Source organism: Candidatus Hydrogenedentota bacterium, assembly GCA_016791475.1.
Taxonomy (GTDB): Bacteria; Hydrogenedentota; Hydrogenedentia; order Hydrogenedentales; family JAEUWI01; genus JAEUWI01.
The window spans coordinates 36,889-56,992 of record JAEUWI010000045.1 but is presented as its reverse complement, the minus strand read 5'-3'; the positions used below and the strand labels follow the sequence as shown (position 1 = coordinate 56,992).

General features: G+C 63.6%; 14 protein-coding genes. 7 read left to right on the top strand and 7 right to left on the bottom strand.

The annotated features are described in order from the left end of the window. Positions 1-13: 13 nt before the first annotated feature. From JNK74_20905 to JNK74_20895, 3 genes are all read right to left on the bottom strand, one after another. Positions 14-1,267: a right-handed parallel beta-helix repeat-containing protein gene (locus JNK74_20905; protein MBL7648643.1), complete on the bottom strand. Its 1,254-nt coding sequence runs from the start codon at positions 1,265-1,267 to the stop codon at positions 14-16. Between the two features lie 103 nt (positions 1,268-1,370). Then, the gene (locus JNK74_20900; protein ID MBL7648642.1) at positions 1,371-3,419 is read right to left on the bottom strand and encodes a hypothetical protein; all 2,049 of its coding nucleotides are present in this window, start codon (positions 3,417-3,419) and stop codon (positions 1,371-1,373) included. Between the two features lie 54 nt (positions 3,420-3,473). After that, positions 3,474-4,823 (bottom strand): hypothetical protein, encoded by a 1,350-nt coding sequence (locus JNK74_20895; protein MBL7648641.1) that lies wholly within the window; start codon positions 4,821-4,823, stop codon positions 3,474-3,476. Between the two features lie 322 nt (positions 4,824-5,145). Between JNK74_20895 and JNK74_20890 the strand changes: the two genes are divergently transcribed. The 5 genes from JNK74_20890 (at position 5,146) to JNK74_20870 (ending at position 12,965) form a co-directional block, all read left to right on the top strand. After that, complete coding sequence (locus JNK74_20890; GenBank protein ID MBL7648640.1) at positions 5,146-6,480, top strand: sulfatase-like hydrolase/transferase; 1,335 nt, start codon at positions 5,146-5,148, stop codon at positions 6,478-6,480. Positions 6,481-6,623: 143 nt separating this feature from the next. After that, positions 6,624-7,481, top strand: coding sequence for a hypothetical protein (locus JNK74_20885; protein ID MBL7648639.1), 858 nt, complete (start codon positions 6,624-6,626; stop codon positions 7,479-7,481). Between the two features lie 111 nt (positions 7,482-7,592). Next, on the top strand, positions 7,593-9,893 hold the full coding sequence (locus JNK74_20880; protein MBL7648638.1) for a hypothetical protein: 2,301 nt from the start codon (positions 7,593-7,595) through the stop codon (positions 9,891-9,893). A gap of 184 nt (positions 9,894-10,077) precedes the next feature. Then, complete coding sequence (locus JNK74_20875) at positions 10,078-12,351, top strand: hypothetical protein (protein MBL7648637.1); 2,274 nt, start codon at positions 10,078-10,080, stop codon at positions 12,349-12,351. A gap of 146 nt (positions 12,352-12,497) precedes the next feature. After that, on the top strand, positions 12,498-12,965 hold the full coding sequence (locus tag JNK74_20870) for a hypothetical protein (GenBank protein MBL7648636.1): 468 nt from the start codon (positions 12,498-12,500) through the stop codon (positions 12,963-12,965). A gap of 79 nt (positions 12,966-13,044) precedes the next feature. Here JNK74_20870 and JNK74_20865 read toward each other — a convergent pair whose 3' ends face one another. The 3 genes from JNK74_20865 to JNK74_20855 form a co-directional block, all read right to left on the bottom strand. Further along, on the bottom strand, positions 13,045-13,896 hold the full coding sequence (locus tag JNK74_20865) for a sugar phosphate isomerase/epimerase (GenBank protein ID MBL7648635.1): 852 nt from the start codon (positions 13,894-13,896) through the stop codon (positions 13,045-13,047). A 52-nt stretch (positions 13,897-13,948) separates the two neighbouring features. Next, on the bottom strand, positions 13,949-14,227 hold the full coding sequence (locus JNK74_20860) for a hypothetical protein (protein MBL7648634.1): 279 nt from the start codon (positions 14,225-14,227) through the stop codon (positions 13,949-13,951). A gap of 69 nt (positions 14,228-14,296) precedes the next feature. Then, positions 14,297-14,848 (bottom strand): DJ-1/PfpI family protein, encoded by a 552-nt coding sequence (locus tag JNK74_20855; GenBank protein MBL7648633.1) that lies wholly within the window; start codon positions 14,846-14,848, stop codon positions 14,297-14,299. A gap of 229 nt (positions 14,849-15,077) precedes the next feature. On the opposite strand from JNK74_20855, the gene JNK74_20850 reads away from it, so the two are divergent. Together JNK74_20850 and JNK74_20845 are read left to right on the top strand one after the other, a co-directional pair. Then, on the top strand, positions 15,078-17,420 hold the full coding sequence (locus tag JNK74_20850; protein MBL7648632.1) for a neutral/alkaline non-lysosomal ceramidase N-terminal domain-containing protein: 2,343 nt from the start codon (positions 15,078-15,080) through the stop codon (positions 17,418-17,420). Next, positions 17,413-19,029, top strand: coding sequence for a hypothetical protein (locus tag JNK74_20845; protein ID MBL7648631.1), 1,617 nt, complete (start codon positions 17,413-17,415; stop codon positions 19,027-19,029). Before JNK74_20850 ends, JNK74_20845 begins: the two co-directional genes overlap by 8 nt. Here JNK74_20845 and JNK74_20840 read toward each other — a convergent pair. After that, positions 18,999-20,024, bottom strand: a complete 1,026-nt coding sequence (locus JNK74_20840; GenBank protein MBL7648630.1) for an aminotransferase class I/II-fold pyridoxal phosphate-dependent enzyme — start codon at positions 20,022-20,024, stop codon at positions 18,999-19,001. The two genes, JNK74_20845 and JNK74_20840, sit on opposite strands and share 31 nt — an antisense overlap. Positions 20,025-20,104: the final 80 nt, after the last annotated feature.

The window sequence follows — 20,104 nt, the reverse complement described above, 5'->3', positions numbered from 1 at the left end:
TCCTTCCCCCCAGTCAATCCAGCCCCGCGTTCCCCGCCACGAGCACCTCAAAGCTCGACTCGATCGCCAGCTCCCGCACCGGCCCCGTGAAGGTATTGTTGCAGATCGCGATCCCCGGCCCCGCGCCCGCATTCACCTGGATCACGCTGTTGCAGTGCGCCGTACTCTGAAAAATATTCCCCTCGATACGGATATCCGCCGGCACCGTGGGATAGCGCGATTCATCGTTGATCCGGATCTCCGAGTCCTTCTCCGCGTCGTCCTTCTGGCCGTTCTCGCGAAATAGATTGCCCGACACCACAATCCGCGCCACGTCCGGCGCCCACAAGCCCTCGCGACCGCTCCGCTCCACAATGTTGTCGCTCAGCACACAGTCCGTACTGTCCCGCTCGATGGTGCAGCCCCGCGATCCATTGTTCCGCATGATATTGCCCGTCGCAATGACGTTCTGGCAGCCTTCCAGAAAGAAACCGCCCATCTCGCTGTTCAAGATCTGATTGTCCGAGATCTGGCCGTTGCGGCAGCTCTTGAAGTGCGTGCCGTCCGACCGTGATCCATCCAGATAGCACCCACGCACCACGAAATCCGACACATTGTAAAGGCACACGCTGCCCTGATCTTCGCGGACGCTGCCCTCGGCCGGTCCCCGCTTGTCCGTCAGGTAATCATAGTAGAGGTTGCAGCAGTTTTCCGCGTAAATGTCCACAATCCAAACATGGCGGATGGGGTGGTCCAGACTATCGCCAAAGATCCCCACGGCATTGCTGGAAAGGTCGTAGAAGCGCGTTCGCTCCACCCGGATATGGCTGCCGCTGCCCCGCACCCGGATCCCCGCCACATTCACCGACTCCGCCCACACATCCCGTCGCCCGATAATCGTTCCCCCCTGAATCGTCACCTCCGAGACACCGTCCAGCAGGAACGCTTCGCCATCTTCGTCGATCTCGCCCGCCAGAAGGAAAGTCGCCCCATCCAGCACCACCGTCCGGTTCGCCGGAATCCGCAGGCCCCGGCTGGACTCCAGCCGATAGATGGAAGGGGGGAACACAATCGTCGCACCGTCCGGACTCTGATCCAGCGCTTCCTGAATCTCCCGCTGATAACTCACGCTCCCATCCTGCGCAAAGCCATCCGGTAGAAACCGCGTCACATTGACCACCCGGGCCGACAACTCGATTTTTGCCGGGAGGGACTCCACCGTCGCGCAGCCGGAAGCGGCCAGGGCAAACAGGGTGGCAAGGAGGGCGTGGAGCGGACTGAACTTCATGGCGGAACAATCTCAAGACGGCATGGGTGACGAAGGTGGCAAGTGGTTCGGAACAAATAGTATCACCCGGCCCGAACCGAATAAAAGACTCCAAAGCCTTCGCTCACCGCGCCCCCCTCTCGACAATTATCTCGCCGGTATGCAACGCGTCCAACTCCACCTCGCCCCGGTGCCAGGTCACAACGCCCGTCCCCATGGAAGGTACCGTGACGCGCCCCGACGGCGTGTCGAGGGTGAGCCGCGACGCCTCACCGTGATAGCCCGCCACATAAAAGTCCGATTCCGGCAGCGAGAAAAGCCACGCCGGGTGTGGACCGCACGTCAACGACGCCCCGCCCACGGCCACGTGGCCGCTCCCGTCCTGCCTCGCCAGCGGAGATTCCAGCAGCGGCCAGCCCAGTGCTCCGGCCTCGGTCCAGCGCCGGGTGAGCGACCAGGCGAGGAGATCAAGCTCAATCCCCAGCGTTTCGCCGCCGCGCGTATAACTTACGGTCCACGGCCTTACCGCCCCATCGTGGTAACTCGTGACCGGCGGAGACGCCTCATCCACGAAGCTTCCCGAAGCTACCTCACGGGCGAAGGCGGCGCCATCCGCGTACGCGGAAACCGGAGCCGTCTCCGCATAAAAGCCGCACCGCGGCTTCCCCTGAAAAAACCGACTCTCCCGGTCCATCTCCCAGAATACCGTCTCCGGCCCAAGATAGTTATACATCTCAAGCGCAAGAACGCCGTCGTCGCGACGCACCAGCCGCAGGGGAGCCCCGTGGCCCAGATCGTCCCGTGAAAGCGGGCGGATGGCCACAAACGCACTCCCGCATTCCACGACCACCACCTCACCCGCGCTCAGTTTGTGAGGAAACGAATCCACGAACGCGGTCCTCGCCCACTGACCGTCGTTCTCCTCGCGCCCCGAAAACTCCACCACGGCCTTCGCGCTCCGAAACCGGTTCAGCGATGCCGGAACCACGCTGCCCGGATGTTCCAGCGTGCGCGGCGCATAGAGGCCAATCGCCCGTGTCCCCCATTGCACCCCCAGAAACTTGCCCTGCTCGTTGCGGCCCATTCGCGTAGACCCTTCGCCACCGTCCTCCGGGCTGTCGATCAGGTATTTGGCGTAGGCCAGCGCGGGTCGGGCGCCGTCGGCCCGCATCCCCTGAACCAGAAAGACGCTGCTCTGGCGGCTGATTTCACGGGTCGACGTGCCCATGGTAAATGCCTCATCCATCCAGGTCATCAGGCCCAGTCCCAGCCCTTCGTGCGCCGACTCCCAAACGGAATAGGGCAGGGGACGCTGGTCCAGCATGGCCTGAAAGCCGGCGGGCGCATTCCCCATTTCGATCCAACGCTCGAGGTAGCCTCGCTCCGCCTCAATCTCCGACGGACGGCTCAGGTAGTGACCCCGGCCATGGGGACCCGCCCAGCGCCCGCTGCCTGGATGAAGGTGCAGCGCCGCCGTCAGCGCAAGTCGCGCTCGCAAGGCCCGCGCGCGCACCGCCGCTTCCGCGTTCCTCGTGTAACGCGCGATGCGCGTCAGGGCCTCGTGCGTCACACGGGTATACGTAGGCGTGTTGTACTCCCGAAAAGTGCCGTGGCTCAGGGTCTCCGCCTCAAGCGCCTTCAGCCGCGCATAGCCCCGTTCGGAAAACGCGCTCTCACCGAGCCATTCGCCGCCCAGAATCGAGTTCATGCAGTCCATCGCCGCGACATTCGTGTAGGAGATGTCCACATCCTTGCGTGCTATCTCCTCAAGCCCAAGGCGTATCGCCTCGTCCATACGCGCGCGCAACGGCCCCGAGAGACGATCACCATGGGCAATCATGAGTGGAATCAAATGGCGCAGCGTAAATTCGACGGAATTCAGATCGCCAATCGCACCCTCGGCGAAACGCCAGCGAAAATTCCCCCGGTGCGCCGCGCCCTGCCGGGTCTCCTGCGCGTCGAGCACGGCGCCAAGCACAGACTCCGCCACGGCAAGACTCTCCGGCGCGCCATGGGCCACCAGCCCCTCCGCCAGTTCCGCCGCGCCCCGGGGTGACTCCAAATCACCCCGATCACCGGCGGAGGGAAGATAGTACGCCGCCGGGTCAAAGCCCGCCGGAAGTTCCAGCCCGGCGCTGAACTGGCACAACAGAAGGGCAAGCAGCAGCCTCAAGTATCTCTCGCCTCCAGACCCCGTTCGCGGGCCATTGCGCGTTTCAGTCTTCGATCAGTGCGTTACTTTCGTGACCAACAGCGCCCAATCGGCGGGGGAAGGTCGCGCAAGGGTCACCCGCGCGCCACCGTCCACCGTCTGCGGTTCCTGCCAGTTTCCCGTTGTCGGCTCGTAAAAGCGCGCCGTAAAGCGCCCCGGAGCGCCGGAAAGATCCACGCTCACCTCTTCATCACCGCCCGGTGGCGCGTATACAGCATAGGTCATTCCCGGTTGCGCAAGACAGAAGGCGCCGCTGCCCGTCAGCTCATTGTGCGGCGCCATCGCGTCAAGATCCGGCATTGACGTATTGAAGAAGCGGCTCGCTAAGCCAAGCCACTGCCGACGCGTCGCCCCCGTATCGCCGCCGGGAACATTCGGGTCGTAGCCCATGATCCCCGTGTGAACCGTCTCCTGCTCGGCGTCGTTGTGATAGACCATGCCCGCCCCGCCCATCAGTGCCGTCCAGAAACTCACCCGGGCGATCTCCCCCTGATAGGGCCCCCCCTCCAAAATCATAAAGGGACGCGCGGGATCGCGAAAAAAGCGCTCCACGCACTCCGGATTGCGACCGCCCTCGTCCCGATGCGTAACCGGGTCAAACACAAAGTCCACCTCCGCGCGGCGGAGTTCCCGATCCGTCCACAGGCAACCCCGCTTCTGAAAGAATGCTCGAAAATGCTCCGCGCCATTCCCATCGCTATAGGAGTGCTCGTCCATGAACACGAAAAACACGTTGTCGTAGGCCGACGTCTCCGTGATGAGTTTCTCCGCAAAGCGCTCCCAATGCCACTGGTTCTTCTTGGCCGGCGGCCACGCCTCCGACCACGCTTCCCCCAACACCTCCGTGCCGGGCGAGGCGATCTGTTGCACCAGCGTCACGTGGGGACGGGGTTCCTCCGTGATCGGCCCGCCGTTCACAACATTAAACGGATGATAGATCCAGTCCGACCCATGCTTGGGCCAGCCCCAGAATACCGTGATGCCGAGCAGCAGATCGCGCGAATGCGCCGCCGCGCAGAGCGCCCGAAAGCGAGGCCAGTAGCCCGCCTCGTCCCATTGATGAAGATCCCACTGGTATCCGCCATCGTGCGCGCGCGCACCCGAAGTCTTGCGCGCCCAGGGCGTGAGCCCGGGAAATACATAGCCATAGCGCGCTTCAACCTCCGACCCATCCAGCTTCTGTCGCGGCGCAACAAAGGACCAGACATGAACCGTGTTCAACCCCGAAGCGGCGCAATCATCAATCCAGCGGTGGAAGTCCAGATTTCCGTTCTGCAGCACACACTGCGTTCCGCTGTCGCCGGCGATCAAGATGGGTCGCTCCCGAAAGCGGAGGTAGTGCCCGCTGGCGCTCGTCCCCAGCACAGCCTCCTCCGCAACGCACCCCAGGCTCGGCACGAGCCACAGAAGTACACAGGCAGGCCACAGTCGGGGGCGGGGGGTATGGGGGCGTCCGAACATCGGGTTGATCTCTCCAGCGTCGTGGTTCGCGCAAATCAAAGGTCTATTGGAACGGATTGCATGCGCGCCCGTCAACTGTTACCCTCAACTGGCCCAACGGGCCATACCCCGAAACCACATCGTGCGTCGGGTGAATGTGTGCTATCGTCTTGACACATGCAAAAAATGCTGTCCCCGCGTGATGCCAGAAGCCGCGCCCGCTTCCGGACACCGGAAAGGAATGATTATGATCTCCCCGTCTTTCGCCCGTCACATCATTATCGTGCTGGCACTCCTGAGCCTCGTAAGGATCGTGCCGGCCGCGCCGCCCAACATCATCCTCATCATGGCGGACGATCTGGGCTACGAGTGCATCGGCGCGAACGGCAGCACCCACTACAAGACCCCCCGCCTCGACGCCCTGTCCCGCGAGGGCATGCGCTTCACCCACGCCTACAGCCAGCCCCTCTGCACCCCCACGCGCGTCCAACTCATGACCGGCAAACACAACTTCCGCAACTATACCCAATTCGCCTACATGAATCCGGAAGAAAAGACCTTCGCCCACGCCCTGAAGGATGTGGGGTACAAAACCGCCATCGTGGGGAAATGGCAGCTCGGCTACGACAGCACCCTGCCCCCGCGCTTCGGCTTCGATGAACACTGCCTCTGGCAACTGAGCGCGCGCAAGCCCGAAGGCGAGCGCTACGCGAATCCCCTCATCGAGCAGAACGGCAAGCGACTACCCCGCGATCCCGACGCCTACGGGCCCGACATCTTCTGCGACTTCGCCATCGACTTCGTCTCCCGCAGCAAAGACGCGCCCTTCTTCCTCTACTATCCCATGGCCCTCACCCACAACCCCTTCGTGCCCACCCCCGACAGCGCGGAGTGGGGGAGTGGCGACCGCTACGCGGAAAACCCCAGGCACTTCGCCGAAATGGTGACCTACATGGACAAGAACATAGGGCGGCTCGTCGACCACGTGGCCTCTCTCGGCCTTTCGGAAAACACCCTCTTTCTCTTCACCGGCGACAACGGTACCAACCGGAACATCACGTCCCCGTTTCAAGGGCGCATGCTTCAGGGCGGCAAAGGCAGCCTCACCGATGCGGGAACCCACGTGCCCCTCATCGCCTGGTGGGCAGGAACCATCAAGCCCGGTCAGACCTTTGAAGGGCTCGTCGGCTTCGAAGATTTCTTCCCGACCCTGCTCGATGTCGCCGGCGTTTCCGACTATAAAGGTCGGCTCGACGGACGCAGCCTTCTGCCCCTGCTCAAGGGCCAGCCCTATGAACCCAAGCCCTGGCAATTCGCCCACTACGACCCCCGCTGGGGCGACAACAGCGCCCGACGCGGCCGCACCGCACGAACCACCGACTACAAGCTCTACGGCGACGGACGCTTCTATCACGTCGCCAGCGATTTCGACGAGGCAAAGCCCCTGAACGCCGCCACCCTGTCCCCCGACGCCGCCAGCATCCGCGCCATGCTCCAGCAGGTTCTGGACGACTTCGAGAAACAGGGCAGCGTCATGAGCGCCGACGGCGCGCCCGAGAAGGCCGGAAAACAAAAGGATTGAGCCGGGACCTCACCCCGAAAGCGCTGCACAGGATACTCCATACCTACTATTGACTCTTGGTCCGCATAGGCCTATGCTGTTCACCATGCCCCGAGCCCGGACCAGCCAACCCCAGACTCGATCCCAACCAACGGAGAGAACCCATGATCAAATACGCAGTCACCCTCCTCGCATGCGCCCTCCTCACCCTCGCCAGCGCCGAAGAGGCCAAGCTCAAAGCCACCTTCACCGTCAACGGAAAAGATATCCCCCTCAAACATGTCCTCGTGCTCGATTTCGACGACGCCGAAGAAATGGGCGACGGACCCCAGCTCCGCATCCTCTTCAGCGATAAAGAAATCGCCCCCGCAGAGCTCGAATCGCCCATCCTCTTCAACCTCGACACCCTCTGCCGCGAAGGTAAACTCCTCGGCATCCTCCTGCGCTTCGATCCCAAAGCCGAAACCCCCGAAGTCACCGGCACCGTCTACGTGCCCGTCGACAGCCCCCAAACCTCCATGCCCTTCTTCTCCCACAGCGGCGGCGCCGGCGGCGTAGACAGCCTTAAAGTGGAAAAAGGCGTCCTCAGCGGCGCCATCGACGGCTCCGATGAAGGCAACGCCGACTTCGGCACACCCGCCTTCGCCTACGAAATCTCCTTCAGCGCCCCCGTGCAGAAATCCACCCCCGTCACCGTGCTCCAGGGCAAAGAAGCCATGGCCACCGAACAGATGAAAACCTACCTCAAATTCGAAGAAGCCATGGGCAAAGGCGACCTCGACACCATCCGAAAAATGACCAGCGAAGAAAAAGCCAAACAAATGGACGACTTCATCGCCCAGGTCGGCAAAGAACAGTTCATGGCCATGACCAAACAAATGGTCTCCGACCCCGCAACCCGCGAAAAAGCCCTCCGAGGCCTCCACATCCGAGGCGACAACACCACCATCGTCTTCAACGACGAAGGCGGAAAAATGTCCGTCAACCTCAAGAAAAAAGGCAACGCCTGGATCATGGATTGACCCCGCAGGCGCTGACGCAAACCGCGCGGACCAGGGGCTTTCGAATGGAAAAACGAACCATGGGCGCCGCCCCTTAAAGGGGCGGCCGTCCTTGTTTTCGAAGGAGTTGCCATGCGACGTTTGCCGGTCCTGCTTCTCGCCCTGCTCGGGGCATGTCCCGTCCTCGGTGACGCCGTCGATGACGCCTATCTCGCGGGCCCCTTCTCTTTTCTTTCCCATGATTATTTCGCGCGCTTTACGTCCGATCCCGGCGCGGTCGCTTCCGAGAGTGAGGTCGCACTCGCGCCGGACTGGGCCATCGTCGTGGATGTGACGGCCGAACCCGTGACCACCCTCATGGCGGAGCATCTTGCGGAGTTCCTGAAGGAACGCATGGGCCTCGACCTTCCCATCCGGCGGGAAGCGGACGCGTCGGTCGCACAGGGAAAGGCGCTCGTGCTCCAGGTGGACGGAGCCGCCCCGCTGACCAACGCTTTCACCATTTCCGTCGCCGCCGACCGCGTCGTTGTGCGCGCGGGAACACCGACCGCGTTGCGCGATGCTGTGGTTAACCTGGTCGATCATATGGGGTTTCGTTCAGCGCCTGTCCTTGCGCTGGGGGAGTCCACGACTTCGGCGCGCCTCGATACACGCGTCGGCGCCGTTCCCTGGACGGGCTCCTGTCGCGACGTGGTCTTTCAGGGGAACAATGCCGTCATCCTCACCCCCGAAATCGGATCGCGGGCCTACGCCGCCGCTCGCCTTCACGAGTTGTCCTTCAGCACGGCCATTCCAGAACTGGCGGCGCTCCAGAAGCCCGAACTGCTGGAACGCCTGGCGCAGAGCGCCCGTGAGGCGCGGCGCTATGGCCTGAAGACCTACCTGCCCCTGCGCATGTGGGATTTCTATCCCGCCGATGCCCCAATCCTCACGAATCATCCCGAGCTGCGCGGTGCGGAGGCGCTCTACTTCCTCGATCAGCCCCCGAAAGGCTATCTCCTCTGCACGGAAGCCTCCCTGATGCGCCAGTACCTCCAGGAATCCATCCGGGGATTGTTTGAGGCCGTTCCACTCGACGGAGTCCTGATCATCATCGGAGGCGAGGAATTTCAGCACTGCTTCATGCGCCCGGCCGGCGTCTCCATCGGCCACACCAACTGCGCCCGCTGCGAACCCCTCGGCGCGGACGCCGTCGTGTCCAACCTATGCAACGCCCTGGCCGCCGCCGCGCGCGAGGCCAACCCGGAAGCCCTCGTCGTCGCCTGGCCTTACTCCGCCGCCATGTTCTGGTCCGCCGACGACATGCAGTCCGGCTTCATCGAAAAGCTCATGCCGGGCACCGCTCTGCTCACGGAAATTGAAAAAGACGGGACCGTGACCAAAGAGGGCGGGGTCAACAAGCTCATCTGGGATTACAGCATTGATCTCATCGGACCAACCGATCGGGCAAAGCGCCAGATCGCGGCGTGTAAAGCGCGCGGGATTCCCGTCTTCTTGAAGAGCGAACCCGAGTTGGCCTTTGAGGCCCCGGGCCTGCCCTACATCCCCTGTCTCGATCGCTGGTATGATCGCGCCGAAGCCCTCGCGGCCTCCGGCGCGGACGGCGCCTGGGTCTTTCCCTGGTTCCAACCCTGCTACGGCGCCACCAGCGCCGAAGTGTACAAATATGCCGCCTGGTCACCCGCACCGGGGAAGGAACCCGTGCTGGCGGCCTTGGCCCAGCGCATCGCCGGGAAAGACGCCGCGCCCCTCCTGCGCCAGGCTTGGGCCAGTGTTTCGGAGGCCATCGCCTGGTCTCCGGAGCAACCGCCCTACTTCAGCGGACCCTACTACCTCGGGCCCGCCCATCCCATGTTCGCCAACCCCGATGTGCCCCTGCCTGACTGCTTCAAGCGCAACGGGAAACTTTCCATACACGTACTGCGCGATGCACGGGGAGACGACGTGCGCGGAAGCGCCGAAACCTTCGGGCGCTACTATCGCAAAATGGAGGAGGCCCTGAAACGCGCGGTCGACGCCCTCGATGCCGCCCGGCCCCTGGTGCCGCCCCGCTGCATGCCCACCTTTCGTGCGGAAGAATCACCCGCGCGCTGGTTCTACCATGTCGCCCGCAGCCACGCGAACTTCTACGCCTCCGCCCGCCACCGCGAGTTCCTTCGGACTTTCGCAGCGTCGTCCATGCACAGTCCCGAAGAACTCACCGAAGCCCAACTTCAGTACGAGCAGTGGCGCGCCGTCCTCGCCGACGAAAAGGCCAATACCATCGCCGCCATTCCCGTCGTCGAGCAAGACCCTCGCCTCGACTTTCGCAACGGTGCAGGCAAATCGCTGGCCCCAGCCGTGGAACTCATGCGCGCCAAGCTCGATATGCTGGATCACGAATTGGATGACTACCTGCCCGCCCTCGCAAGACGCTGCGGCATTGAAACCTGAAGACGCGATTGGCGAGACCGGTCCAGTGCCCAACAAAGTCCTTACCTCGTTCCCAAGCGGAGCTTGGGAACGAGCGATAATTCATAATTCCCCCCGCCTTGCCGCCTCCCCACGCAATCCGCTAAAATCCTCGGTGCCCCTCTGGCGCAATTCCACGCACCCGACCACCATAGTTGAGCTTTTTATGGCCATCGATCCCGCAGAGCAGCAACCCGACATCGCCGGACCCCATCCGGAAGGGCTCTTTGATGCCCAGATGTCGCTGCCCCTGCCCTTCGTCGGCGCGCCGGAACCCTTTACGACGGTCCTCAAGCGCGATGGGAGGGAGGCCCCCTTCGAGCGCGCCAAGATCGCCAACGCCATCTTCCGCGCCGCCCAGTCCATCGGCGGCGACGATGAAGATCTGGCCGACAGCTTGGCCCGCGCCGTCACCATCTATCTCACGAAGCAGCTCGGCAGCCATGTGCCCACCGTGGATCACATCCACGATGCCGTGGAGCGCGTCCTTATCTCCATGGCCCACATCCGCACGGCCTTTGCCTATGCCCGCTACCGCGACCGCCGCGCCCGTATCCGCCGCCTCCGCGAGGGCGATATGCGCCTGCTCCTCGGCGAACTCGAAGAGGCCCAGCGCAGTGGCGTCTCCGCGCACGGCCGCACCCAGGGGCTTTTCGTCCGCACCAGCGGCGACACCATCCTCTCCTGGAACCGCGAGCGGATCGTGGAGGCCCTCGTGCTGGAAACCGGCCTCGATGCCGCCATGGCGGGACTCGTCGCGGCGGAGGTGGAGCAGCAGCTCGAAGCGGCGGAGATTAAGACCCTCACCACCTCCCTCGTGCGCGAGCTGGTCGCCGCCCGCCTCGTGGCCCACGGGCTCCATGAGTACCGCGAGCGCCACCAGCGCCTCGGCGTCCCGCTCTATGATTGCGAGCGCATCATCCGCGGCCTGACCAGCGCCACCACCGGCGGCGATCCCGTCAAGACCGACTACGTCCTCGCGGGCGCCGTGAAGAAGGAATACGCCCTCGCCCGGGTCTATTCGCCCCACGTGAGCGAGGCCCATCTCCAGGGCGCCATCCACCTCCACGGCCTCGAAAAGGTCGATCGACTCCGCCAGGCCCTCCTCTCGCCGGGTATGATCGCCCAGTTCGGCGTCGGACTTCCCGGCGCGCCCGATTTCGCCTCGCCCCCGCGCAACGCCATCACCTTTCTGGCGCAGCTCGCCAAGGCCACGGCCAATTTTCAGGCCCACTTCTCCGGCTCCCTCGCGTGGGATGCCGTCAATTACTATTTCGCGCCCTACGTCGCCGCCTATTCCCCCGAGGAACTGGCCCAGTTCGCGCAAATGATCGTCTACGAGTTCGCCTACCGCGCCATGGTCCACGGCGGCGACGGCACCGGCACCGAACTCCGCCTCTATTGGACCGTCCCCGACTTTCTCGCGGAAGTCCCCGCCGTCGGCTTGGAAACGAAAGACGGAGAGACCCCAAAGCGCTATCGCGACTTCGAGCACGCCGCCCAGCAACTCGCCTGGAAGCTCCTCGAAGTGCTCCAGCGTTCCGGCGGACTGCCCGTGGCCGTGCCTGTCGTGGGCATCGGCATCGACGAGCGTTTCTTCAAGGAGCCGGCGGGCGAGGCCTTCCTCAACCAGGCCGCCGCCCTCATCGAAGGGGGCTACGCCGTCCGCTTCTACTTCACCCGCGGCGCCGCCAACCGCGACAGCCGCGCCCATTGGCAACCCGGCTGGACCCTGGTGGATCAGGTGGCCATCAACCTGCCCAGGCTGGCCTACGAGGCAGGCAAGGAGTCCAGCTTCATGGAAAAGCTGGACCACGTCGTCTCCATCGCCGGTCTCGCCCTGCAGGAGCGCTTCAGCTTCCTCGAAGGGCTGCTGGCCCGTGGCCTTTCCGGTCCCCTGGGTTTGCTCGCCGTGCGCCACGGCGCAGAGCCACTTTTCGAGCTGGATTCCGCCCGTGGGTTTGTGTCGGTCGATGGCCTGAACGAAGCGGTTCAAACCCTCCTCAACGCCGAGTTACACGCCTCCGATGAGGCGCGCGCCATGGGCAAGAGGATTCTGGAGCGCATTCTGCAGAAGTGCAAGCAGGAAAGCCGAAAGCGGGGGATAACCCTCGGACTGACCCAGGAGACCGAGTTAAGTGTCGGGCAGCGTTTTGCCGCCAGCGATGCATTGGCCTATCCAAAAACAGCCAAAACCGCCATAAAGATTGATGAATCGATCAAAACAATGCACTATTCCTACGGTGTCTCCTTTTCAAGGCGGCATGGCCTGAATCCCTTCGCACTCGCCCAGGCCGAGGGCGAACTTCACGCCTGGCTGGACGGTAGCACCTTCACTTCCATCTCCCTGCCCTCCACCAACGTTGCCGCCGCTTCCATCGTCGATCTGCTCAAGAAACTCTACTTCCAAACCCAGTCACGCGGTGTCGAGTTGCGATAAAAAGATTCACTCGTTTTCGATTTCTTTTGTTGTTTTGCGTTGTTTCTTCGTGGCCCGCCCAATACGCGCTAAAGTCCAGGCGCAAATATGCCGATAGACGAACCGGCGCAAAATAAAGTTGGTACCAAACAATGGAGGGTTTGGTCATGTACGTGGATGGAGCCAGCCACCGGCCTTTGGTGGATGAAGTTCAAGTCTCGCAGCGCTACCGCGATGCGAAAGTGACCGTTGTTCCCAGCGACGAGCCCAATACGGATCCACTCTACCTCCCCGAGATGAGTCACCCGGCCCACATCCTGCAGGACAGCTTCGAGCGAATGCAGGAAGCCAGAGCGGCCCGGGCGACCTACGGAGAAAATGAGGAAACCATCCGGCACTATGAGCGCGTGGCCGGTGTGCTCGAAGAGCTTCGCGGAACGCTCGGCGAAGGGTACCAGGAAGACATCGCCCAACTCGCGAGCGACATCGAGACCAAAGGTCTTCCCCTAATCGCCGAGCGCTACGATGGCGGCGTGGTCTACCGCTCCTTCATCGAGGCCTATGATCGCGTCAGCGTCAACCACGCTGGAAGCCCCGCACCCGAGACCCACGATCTCCTCGATACCGCCGGCTGAATTCAGGCGGCGAAACTGACAAAAAGACGCCGCACGAGCATGCCCGCGCGGCGTCTCAAGCTGGAAAATCGCGGTCCGCTCAGAGGGCGGCCTTCACCTCTTTGACGATGGCCATCAGGCGGCGACCATACTCCGTATAGGAGTTGTAAAGCTCATCCTTGTTGTCCGTCGTTGCGCCCGTATGGATCACCGCCGCCAGATGGGGTTCGATGGAGAACCCGCCGTCATAGCCCTTCGCCAGCAGGTCGCTGATCGTCTCCCGCACGAAGCCCTGGCCATCCCCGCAATAGCAATACACCGCTTCACCGTCCACGATGTTCGCGTCTTTGATGTGCACATAGACGATGTGGTCCTGCACCGCCTGGTAATACTCCCAGGCATCCTGCTTGTAGCTCACCGGATTGCCCGTGTCATACACCACCCGCAGCGCCGGACTCGCCACTTCCCCCAGCAGGATATTGCTGTTCTCCGCCGAGAGCCCGCCCCAGCCGCTGCAATTCTCATGGGCCAGCACGATGCCGCCGTCCTCCGCGATCGCCGCCAGCGTCTTCATCCGCGCAATCGCTTCCTTGCGCCACGTCGGCTCGTCAATCGGATTGCTCGGATCATTCGGGTAGCTCATCACGCGGATAAAGCGCGTGCCCAGTTCCTGCATCCGGGGGATGGCCCGGTTCAGATCGTCAATGTCGATCTGCGGATCACACGTAATGGGGCGCGCCCAATTGGCGATGGCGCTGCCAAAACACGAAACGCTCATGCCCGCGGCCTCCACGGCCGACTTCACGGCGGCAAAAGCCTCGTCGCTCAACTGGGTGATATTCGTGCCATCGACCATGCGCAGTTCAAGGTGCTTCCAGCCCAAATCCTTATGGGCCTTGATTTGTACGTCGATCGGCTGGCCCGCTTCGTCACTGATACCCGAAAAAAACATGCTTACTCCTCAATTGGTGGTGGAACCTGCCCGCGCATTCAATGCGCCCGGTTCACTCATCCAGATACATGATGACCTTCTTGCCTTCCCAACCCGCGTAAGCGCCAATGGGCACGCGGACAATAATTTCCGTACTCTCCTCACCACCCACTGTAATATCCAGCCGATGGCTGCCCTCTTTGTGCTGCTGACCCCGGCGGATACCCAGCACCTTGCCGTGCAGGCCGGGTCGGGGCGGTACAACCGGTGGTCCCCCCAGATCATGCTCGAGTCGGTCGATAGCCGCCTTCGGACCCACCGGGTCCACAAAATCTCTGAATCGCTCCGGCATCAGCGTGCTCCTCAGGTCGAAGGTCAAGAAAGCTGCCTGTGCTCCGCAGCCTGTCGACGAGGCTGCGGGCTACCGCTTCAGTCCAGCCTCCACGGTCTTCCGGGTCGAAGCGCCGGACAGCAGCTCGATCAACGTCAATGCAAAATCCATCGCCGTGCCGGGACCGCGCGAAGTCACTATCTTCCCATCCACTTCCACCGCGCCGCCGGTAAACTGCAACTCGGGAAACTGGCCCCCATCCACAAAGCCCGGATAGGCCGTCACCCGCTTGCCCGCCAGCAGCCCGGCCTTGGCCAGCACCCGGGGCGCGGCGCAGATCGCCGTCACATACTTGTCCTCTTTCGCCATCCGCTTCAACGTCTTCATCACCAGCGGGCTGTCCGCCAGATTGTCCGCGCCGGGCAGGCCGCCGGGCAGCACAATCGCATCAAAATCCTCGATCTTCGCGGCCTTTTCCAGGGTGGTATCGGCAATCAGCACCACACCCCGGCTGCACACCACCGGCTCGGGCGTCAAACTCGCCGACACCACTTCAATGTTCGCGCGCCGCAGGAGATCGATAATCGTTACGGCTTCCAGTTCTTCACACCCCTGGGCCAGGGCGACCAGTGCTTTGGGCATCGTACGGCTCCTCACGAAATCCAATCGTTTTCGTGTACTGCTTCGGACCAGCCCTTACTATACCACTGAAAGGAGGGGGGAATGCACATCAGACCCGGTCCTTCCAGCCCGCCCGCCAGACCTTTCCTTCATCCTTGATGCCCCGGAAATTTATCCTCCGGGCAAAAACGTGCTAAACTCCCCACTTCCCATTCAACTGAAGCGAAGCCACGCAAGCGGGTGTACCTCTATGATCCGATTTAAAGCACTGGGGATTACCCTCCTCGTGCTCCTCGCCTCGCATGCCTCCGGGTTGGAAGCGGGCGCAGCAAAAACCCGCCTCACGGTCCCCCAGGGCACCCCGCTCGGCGGATACCCCGAGCGGATGGGGCGCGAATCCCTCGGCGAACACGATGGACTGTGGTCCCGCTGCCTCTATCTCGACGACGGGACCACAAAGGTATATCTGGTCAGCGTCGATCTGTCCCACGTGCCCCGGGCCCTTCGCGATCGCGTCGTCGAACTCGCCGCCGCCTTCGCGCCCAGAGAAAACATCTTCCTCAGCGCCACCGGCACCCGCAACGGCCCCGGCGGCATGGATCAGTCCCTGGTGATGCGCTGGACCTCCGGACGATACCAGCCGGAGACCCTCGAAATCGTCGCCCAGGCCATCGTGGCCACCATGGAGACCGCCAGCGACCAGAAGAAAAGAGCAACCCTCGGTTATGCCACCGCAAAGCAGCAGGCACTCTCCCGGAATCGTTTCGTCGTCGATGGGCCCGCCGATGAACAAATCGGCGTGATCCGTGTCGATGACGCCGACGGAAAAGCCATTTCCGTGGTCGCCGGTTTGTCCGCACGGCCCGAACTGGCCCCGGAAAGCCATCGCTACCACCTTTCCGCGGATTTCCCCGGCGCGTTCTATCGGTTCATGGAAGAACAAACCACCCCCGAATGCGTCGCCATCTTCCTTCCCGGCGCAACCGCCGATCAGACCCCCGGTAACCCGGAAAACCTCGAAGGCTGGGATCGCGTCGACGCCATCGGGCGGCTACTCGCCATACGAGCCAAAGAAGCCGCCAATGGCATGACCTTCCGCGATGTGACCCTGAAGACCGCCTATCTCGAAGCGCCCCTGCCCCCATCCCTCGCGCAGGGAGTTCTTCCGGCGTCGGCAATCTTCCAGACCCTCGAAGTTGACGGGCTCCAGATCCTCTTTATTCCGGGCGAACCCACCGCGGCAATCGCCCTCGCGCTGCGCGACGATGCACTCGCCAACGGAAAGACCGCTCAGTTCGCCGTGGGTATCGCCAACGAGCACATCGGAACCTTCATTTCCCGCACCAACTATGGCGACCCGCGCTACCTGCCGGCGGCAACGCCCTTCGGTCCCGATGCGGAGCGGTGGCTCCGCGACCAGGCCACCGCCCTCTCGAAGGAGCAGGCGACTGCCGAGGCGCCGTCTCATCCCGCCGTGAAGCGACAGGACCTGCCCGGCAGCTATGCCATCACCCTTCGCGGTCCAGGTTTCCAGCGCGGATTCCAAAGGGCCGTCACCGCGCGCGAGCAAATAGCGGCGCGCTTCAACGACCGCGTTCTCGCGCCCGCACACGACGGCGCAATTCGCCCGTCCGGCGCACTCTGGGGCTTCTGGCCCCCCATGCTTGACCCCGCATCCGTGGCCTTGCCCCGCCTCGGCATGGAGGCCAGGCCGATGCTCCAAGGCCTCGCCGGAGACCTCCTCGCCGAACTCGAAGGCTATGCCGCGGGCGCCGGGCTTCCTTTCGACGGCGCACTGCTCGTTCAGCCCGCCGGGGAACTGAGCGCACCGGATGGCGAGCCCCTGGCGGCCGCCCTCTCCGGTACGCAGTTCGTCGTCACCGGCGCGCGCGCAGCCGACGACACCGTTCTTGTGGGCTGCAATCTCGATTGGGCCGGTGCGGCCGTTCCCATGCTCACCACCGTCGAGCCCGGGGAAGGACACAACTTCATTACCCTCGCCTTCGACTGGCAGGTCGGTGCACTCACCGGCATGAACGACGCCGGACTCGTCCTGTGTCTCGCCCGCAACGCCAACCTGGGAGAAGCGGAACTCGGCGGCGCCGGCGCGGCCCTGGTCATCCGCCACGAACTTCAATTTACTGCGGAATACGAAGACGCCATCGCCCGCCTGCGCGCGTCGACCCTGCTGCGCGGGCATCAGGTGCTGGTCGCGGGCCAGTCCAAGAAAGGCTGGCGCGGCGCCGTGCTCTCCTTCGGCAAGTCCGTCGGTGTGCGGGAAGTGGAAGACGGCGTGCTCCTCGGCCTCGATCCGGATTCGGGCTCGGGCGATGGGGCGGCACAGGAACGTTACGCCCTCGCCGCGGCCCGGCTCGGTGTGGATACCCCCATCGGAACCGCGGAGATCCAGCAGGTCCTCGCCGCGGGGAGCGGGGGAGAGGGCGGCCCGAGCCAGCCCTGGAACGCGGCCACCCGCTACAGCGCCGTGTTATTGCCCGCCCGATTGTCCGTGCTCGCCGCATTCCCCGACGGACAAGGCGCCCCGGGAGCCTACACGGAATTCCGAATCAAGAAAGCCGCCCGAGATGAGTGAGACGATCCGAAGCTACAGCCCGCCCCGCCGCAACAGCTACGACGCCCCCGTGTCCAGCGGCGGTCAGATGCGCAAGCTGCTCCCCGCGGCCTTTGCTCTGCTCCTCGTCTGGCTCATCTGGACCACCCGGGACAACTGGCCCATGGAGCGCTTGGTACCCCGCGATCAGACCTTCCATCTGCGCGCCCAGAACCTCCTCGATACCCGACAGAAAGCCGCCGATTCCACGTTCTGGAGTCTGGGAATGCTCCCCGAGGAATACCAGAACATCCCCGGATGGCTCAGCAGCGATTTCGGACTGCCGGAGTGGATCCTCAATAATCTGGTCTCCGATGTGTGCTACGTTTCGGGCACAGATCTTCAGGAGTTCTCCGACCTGCTCGTCGTAACCCGCATGAGTCGCATCGGCTGCCTCGTGGAGCGTTACTACGGCATCGCGGACAACATCGAAGTGGAATACGCGGGCGGTCTTCACCTCCGCAGGATGGGCGACTCGGAAGCCTATTACGCCGTTCGCGGGCGCACCCTCGTTTTCAGTCCCTCGCGCCAGGCCCTCATCAAGGCCCTGACCCTGCGGGAAGACGAAGGGGTGGAAACCCTCGAAGAAACCGTCGCACCCCTCGCCGGCGACCTGCAGGGACGCATCCAATTCCACGAAGACGAGACCCTGGGCAAGTTCTTCGTCCAGTCCGACTTCGGATTGCACTTCGCGCCCCAGGCCATCACCTTTTCCAGCCGCAGCACCGTTTCCCCCGCCTGGAAAGCACAACTCGAAACCTTCGCCGCTGGAAAGCGCACCAGCGATCTCATGGTCCCCGCCCAGGGAAGCCTCGTCATCGCCGGCGACTTCAATACGCCCCTGCCCCGCGTCTGGAGCGCCGTGGATGAAATGACCAGCGGCGCACTCGCCACGTACTGGAGCGGCCTTCCCGTGCTCGGTGGTACGGGCGCGTCCGGCACGTCCTGGGCCACCCTGCTCGACGGACTCAAGGGCGGACTTGGCTCCGCCTTCTCCCTGCGCTGGACCGGCTTCGACTACAACGGTATCGTCCCCTTCCCCGAAACCGAGTTATTCATCGAAACGAAGTCCGGACTCGCCCCCAGGTTGACCGAAGCCATCGCGCCCCTGCCCGCCGGTCAGGCGCCAACCGACTTTGTGCCCTACCGGCTCGAATCCGGCATCGTCCGATGCCCTTCCGGTTGGGGCGGCGTACTCGAACCCGCGCTCTTCGCCGAAAACGCCGGGCTGCGCATTACCCTCCATCCCCAGCACATGGAACACGCCCTCGCGATGGACAAGACCCGCGAGCCCGCACCCGGAGACGGTGACCTCTACATGCGCATGCGGCCCGTCGAACTGCTCGAAGTCCTCCGTGAAGGCGGCATGCCCTACGCCCATTCCGGCCTCTTGCGCGGCCAGACCGTGGATACCTTCGCCGCCGCCATGGAAACCGCCCTCGAAGGCTCCCGGCAGATCGCCGAAGTGCGCGTCACCGCGGGCTACGACGATGGCGCCATCGCCTTCGATGCCACCGTGCTCCTGGAGGAGACTCCCGCCGCCGGCGAGCCGGAACCTTCTCAGGAAGAAGTAAGCACGGCCAGCGAGTGACGCACGGCCACACCCAGGTCGTCGTCGTCGATGTCCCGGTGGAACACCGCGCGGATACGTCCCGCGCCAAAGGGAACCATCAGCACGCCCCGGCTTGCGAGTTCCTCCACCTGCCGTTGCGGGTCGGCGGAATGGAAGATCACGATGTTCGTGGGGGACGGCATGGGAAAGGTCACGCCGGCTTCTTCCAGCGCCGCCCGAAATTCCCGGGCGCGGCGATGATCGTCGGCCAGGCCCGCCACATGATACTCCAGCGCATGCAGGCCCGCCGCCGCGACCGTACCCGCCTGGCGCATCCCGCCCCCGAGTTGCTTCCTGCATCGACGCGCCTCGTGGATGGTCGCACGATCACTGACCAGCACCGACCCGATGGGCGCGCCCAGCCCCTTGGAAAGGCAGCAACTGACGGAATGGCACGGTGCCGCCAGCGCCGCCACGGTTATGCCCAGCGCCGTGGCCGCGTTGAATAGCCGCGCGCCGTCGCAATGGAGGCGGATCCCCTTGCTTCGACAGTACTGGCCCAGCGCCTCCGTCTCCGCCAGGGAGTAACATGCCCCGCCACCGCGATTTACCGTATTCTCCATCGCCACCAGGGTCATGGGCGAACAATGGGGATCGTCTTTCTGCACCAGAATCCGCGCCACATCCTCCGGGCCGAATTTGCCGAGCGTCCCCGCAAGGGGCCGGGCCAACAGGCCGGCAAAGCGGGCAACATTGGCCCCCTCGTAGTGCAGCATGTGGGCCTCTTCACTCAGGATAATCGTGTCGCCCGCCCGGGTCTGGGTCATTGCCGCCGCCAGATTGGCCATGGTGCCCGAGGGGAAGAACAGTCCGGCCTCCTTTCCAAGTAGTTGGGCCGCATGGGCTTCCAGCCGAAGGACGCTCGGGTCATCGCCAAATACATCGTCCCCGACCTCCGCGGCGGCCATAACGGCGCGCATGGCGGGGGAGGGGCGGGTGACCGTGTCACTGCGCAGATCGATGGGGGTGTGCATAAAGACTTCCTCGGCTCCGATGGGCGTGCAATGCGCCCAATCGTACCCCAACCGGGGATTGCAACAGAATCGGGCAATCG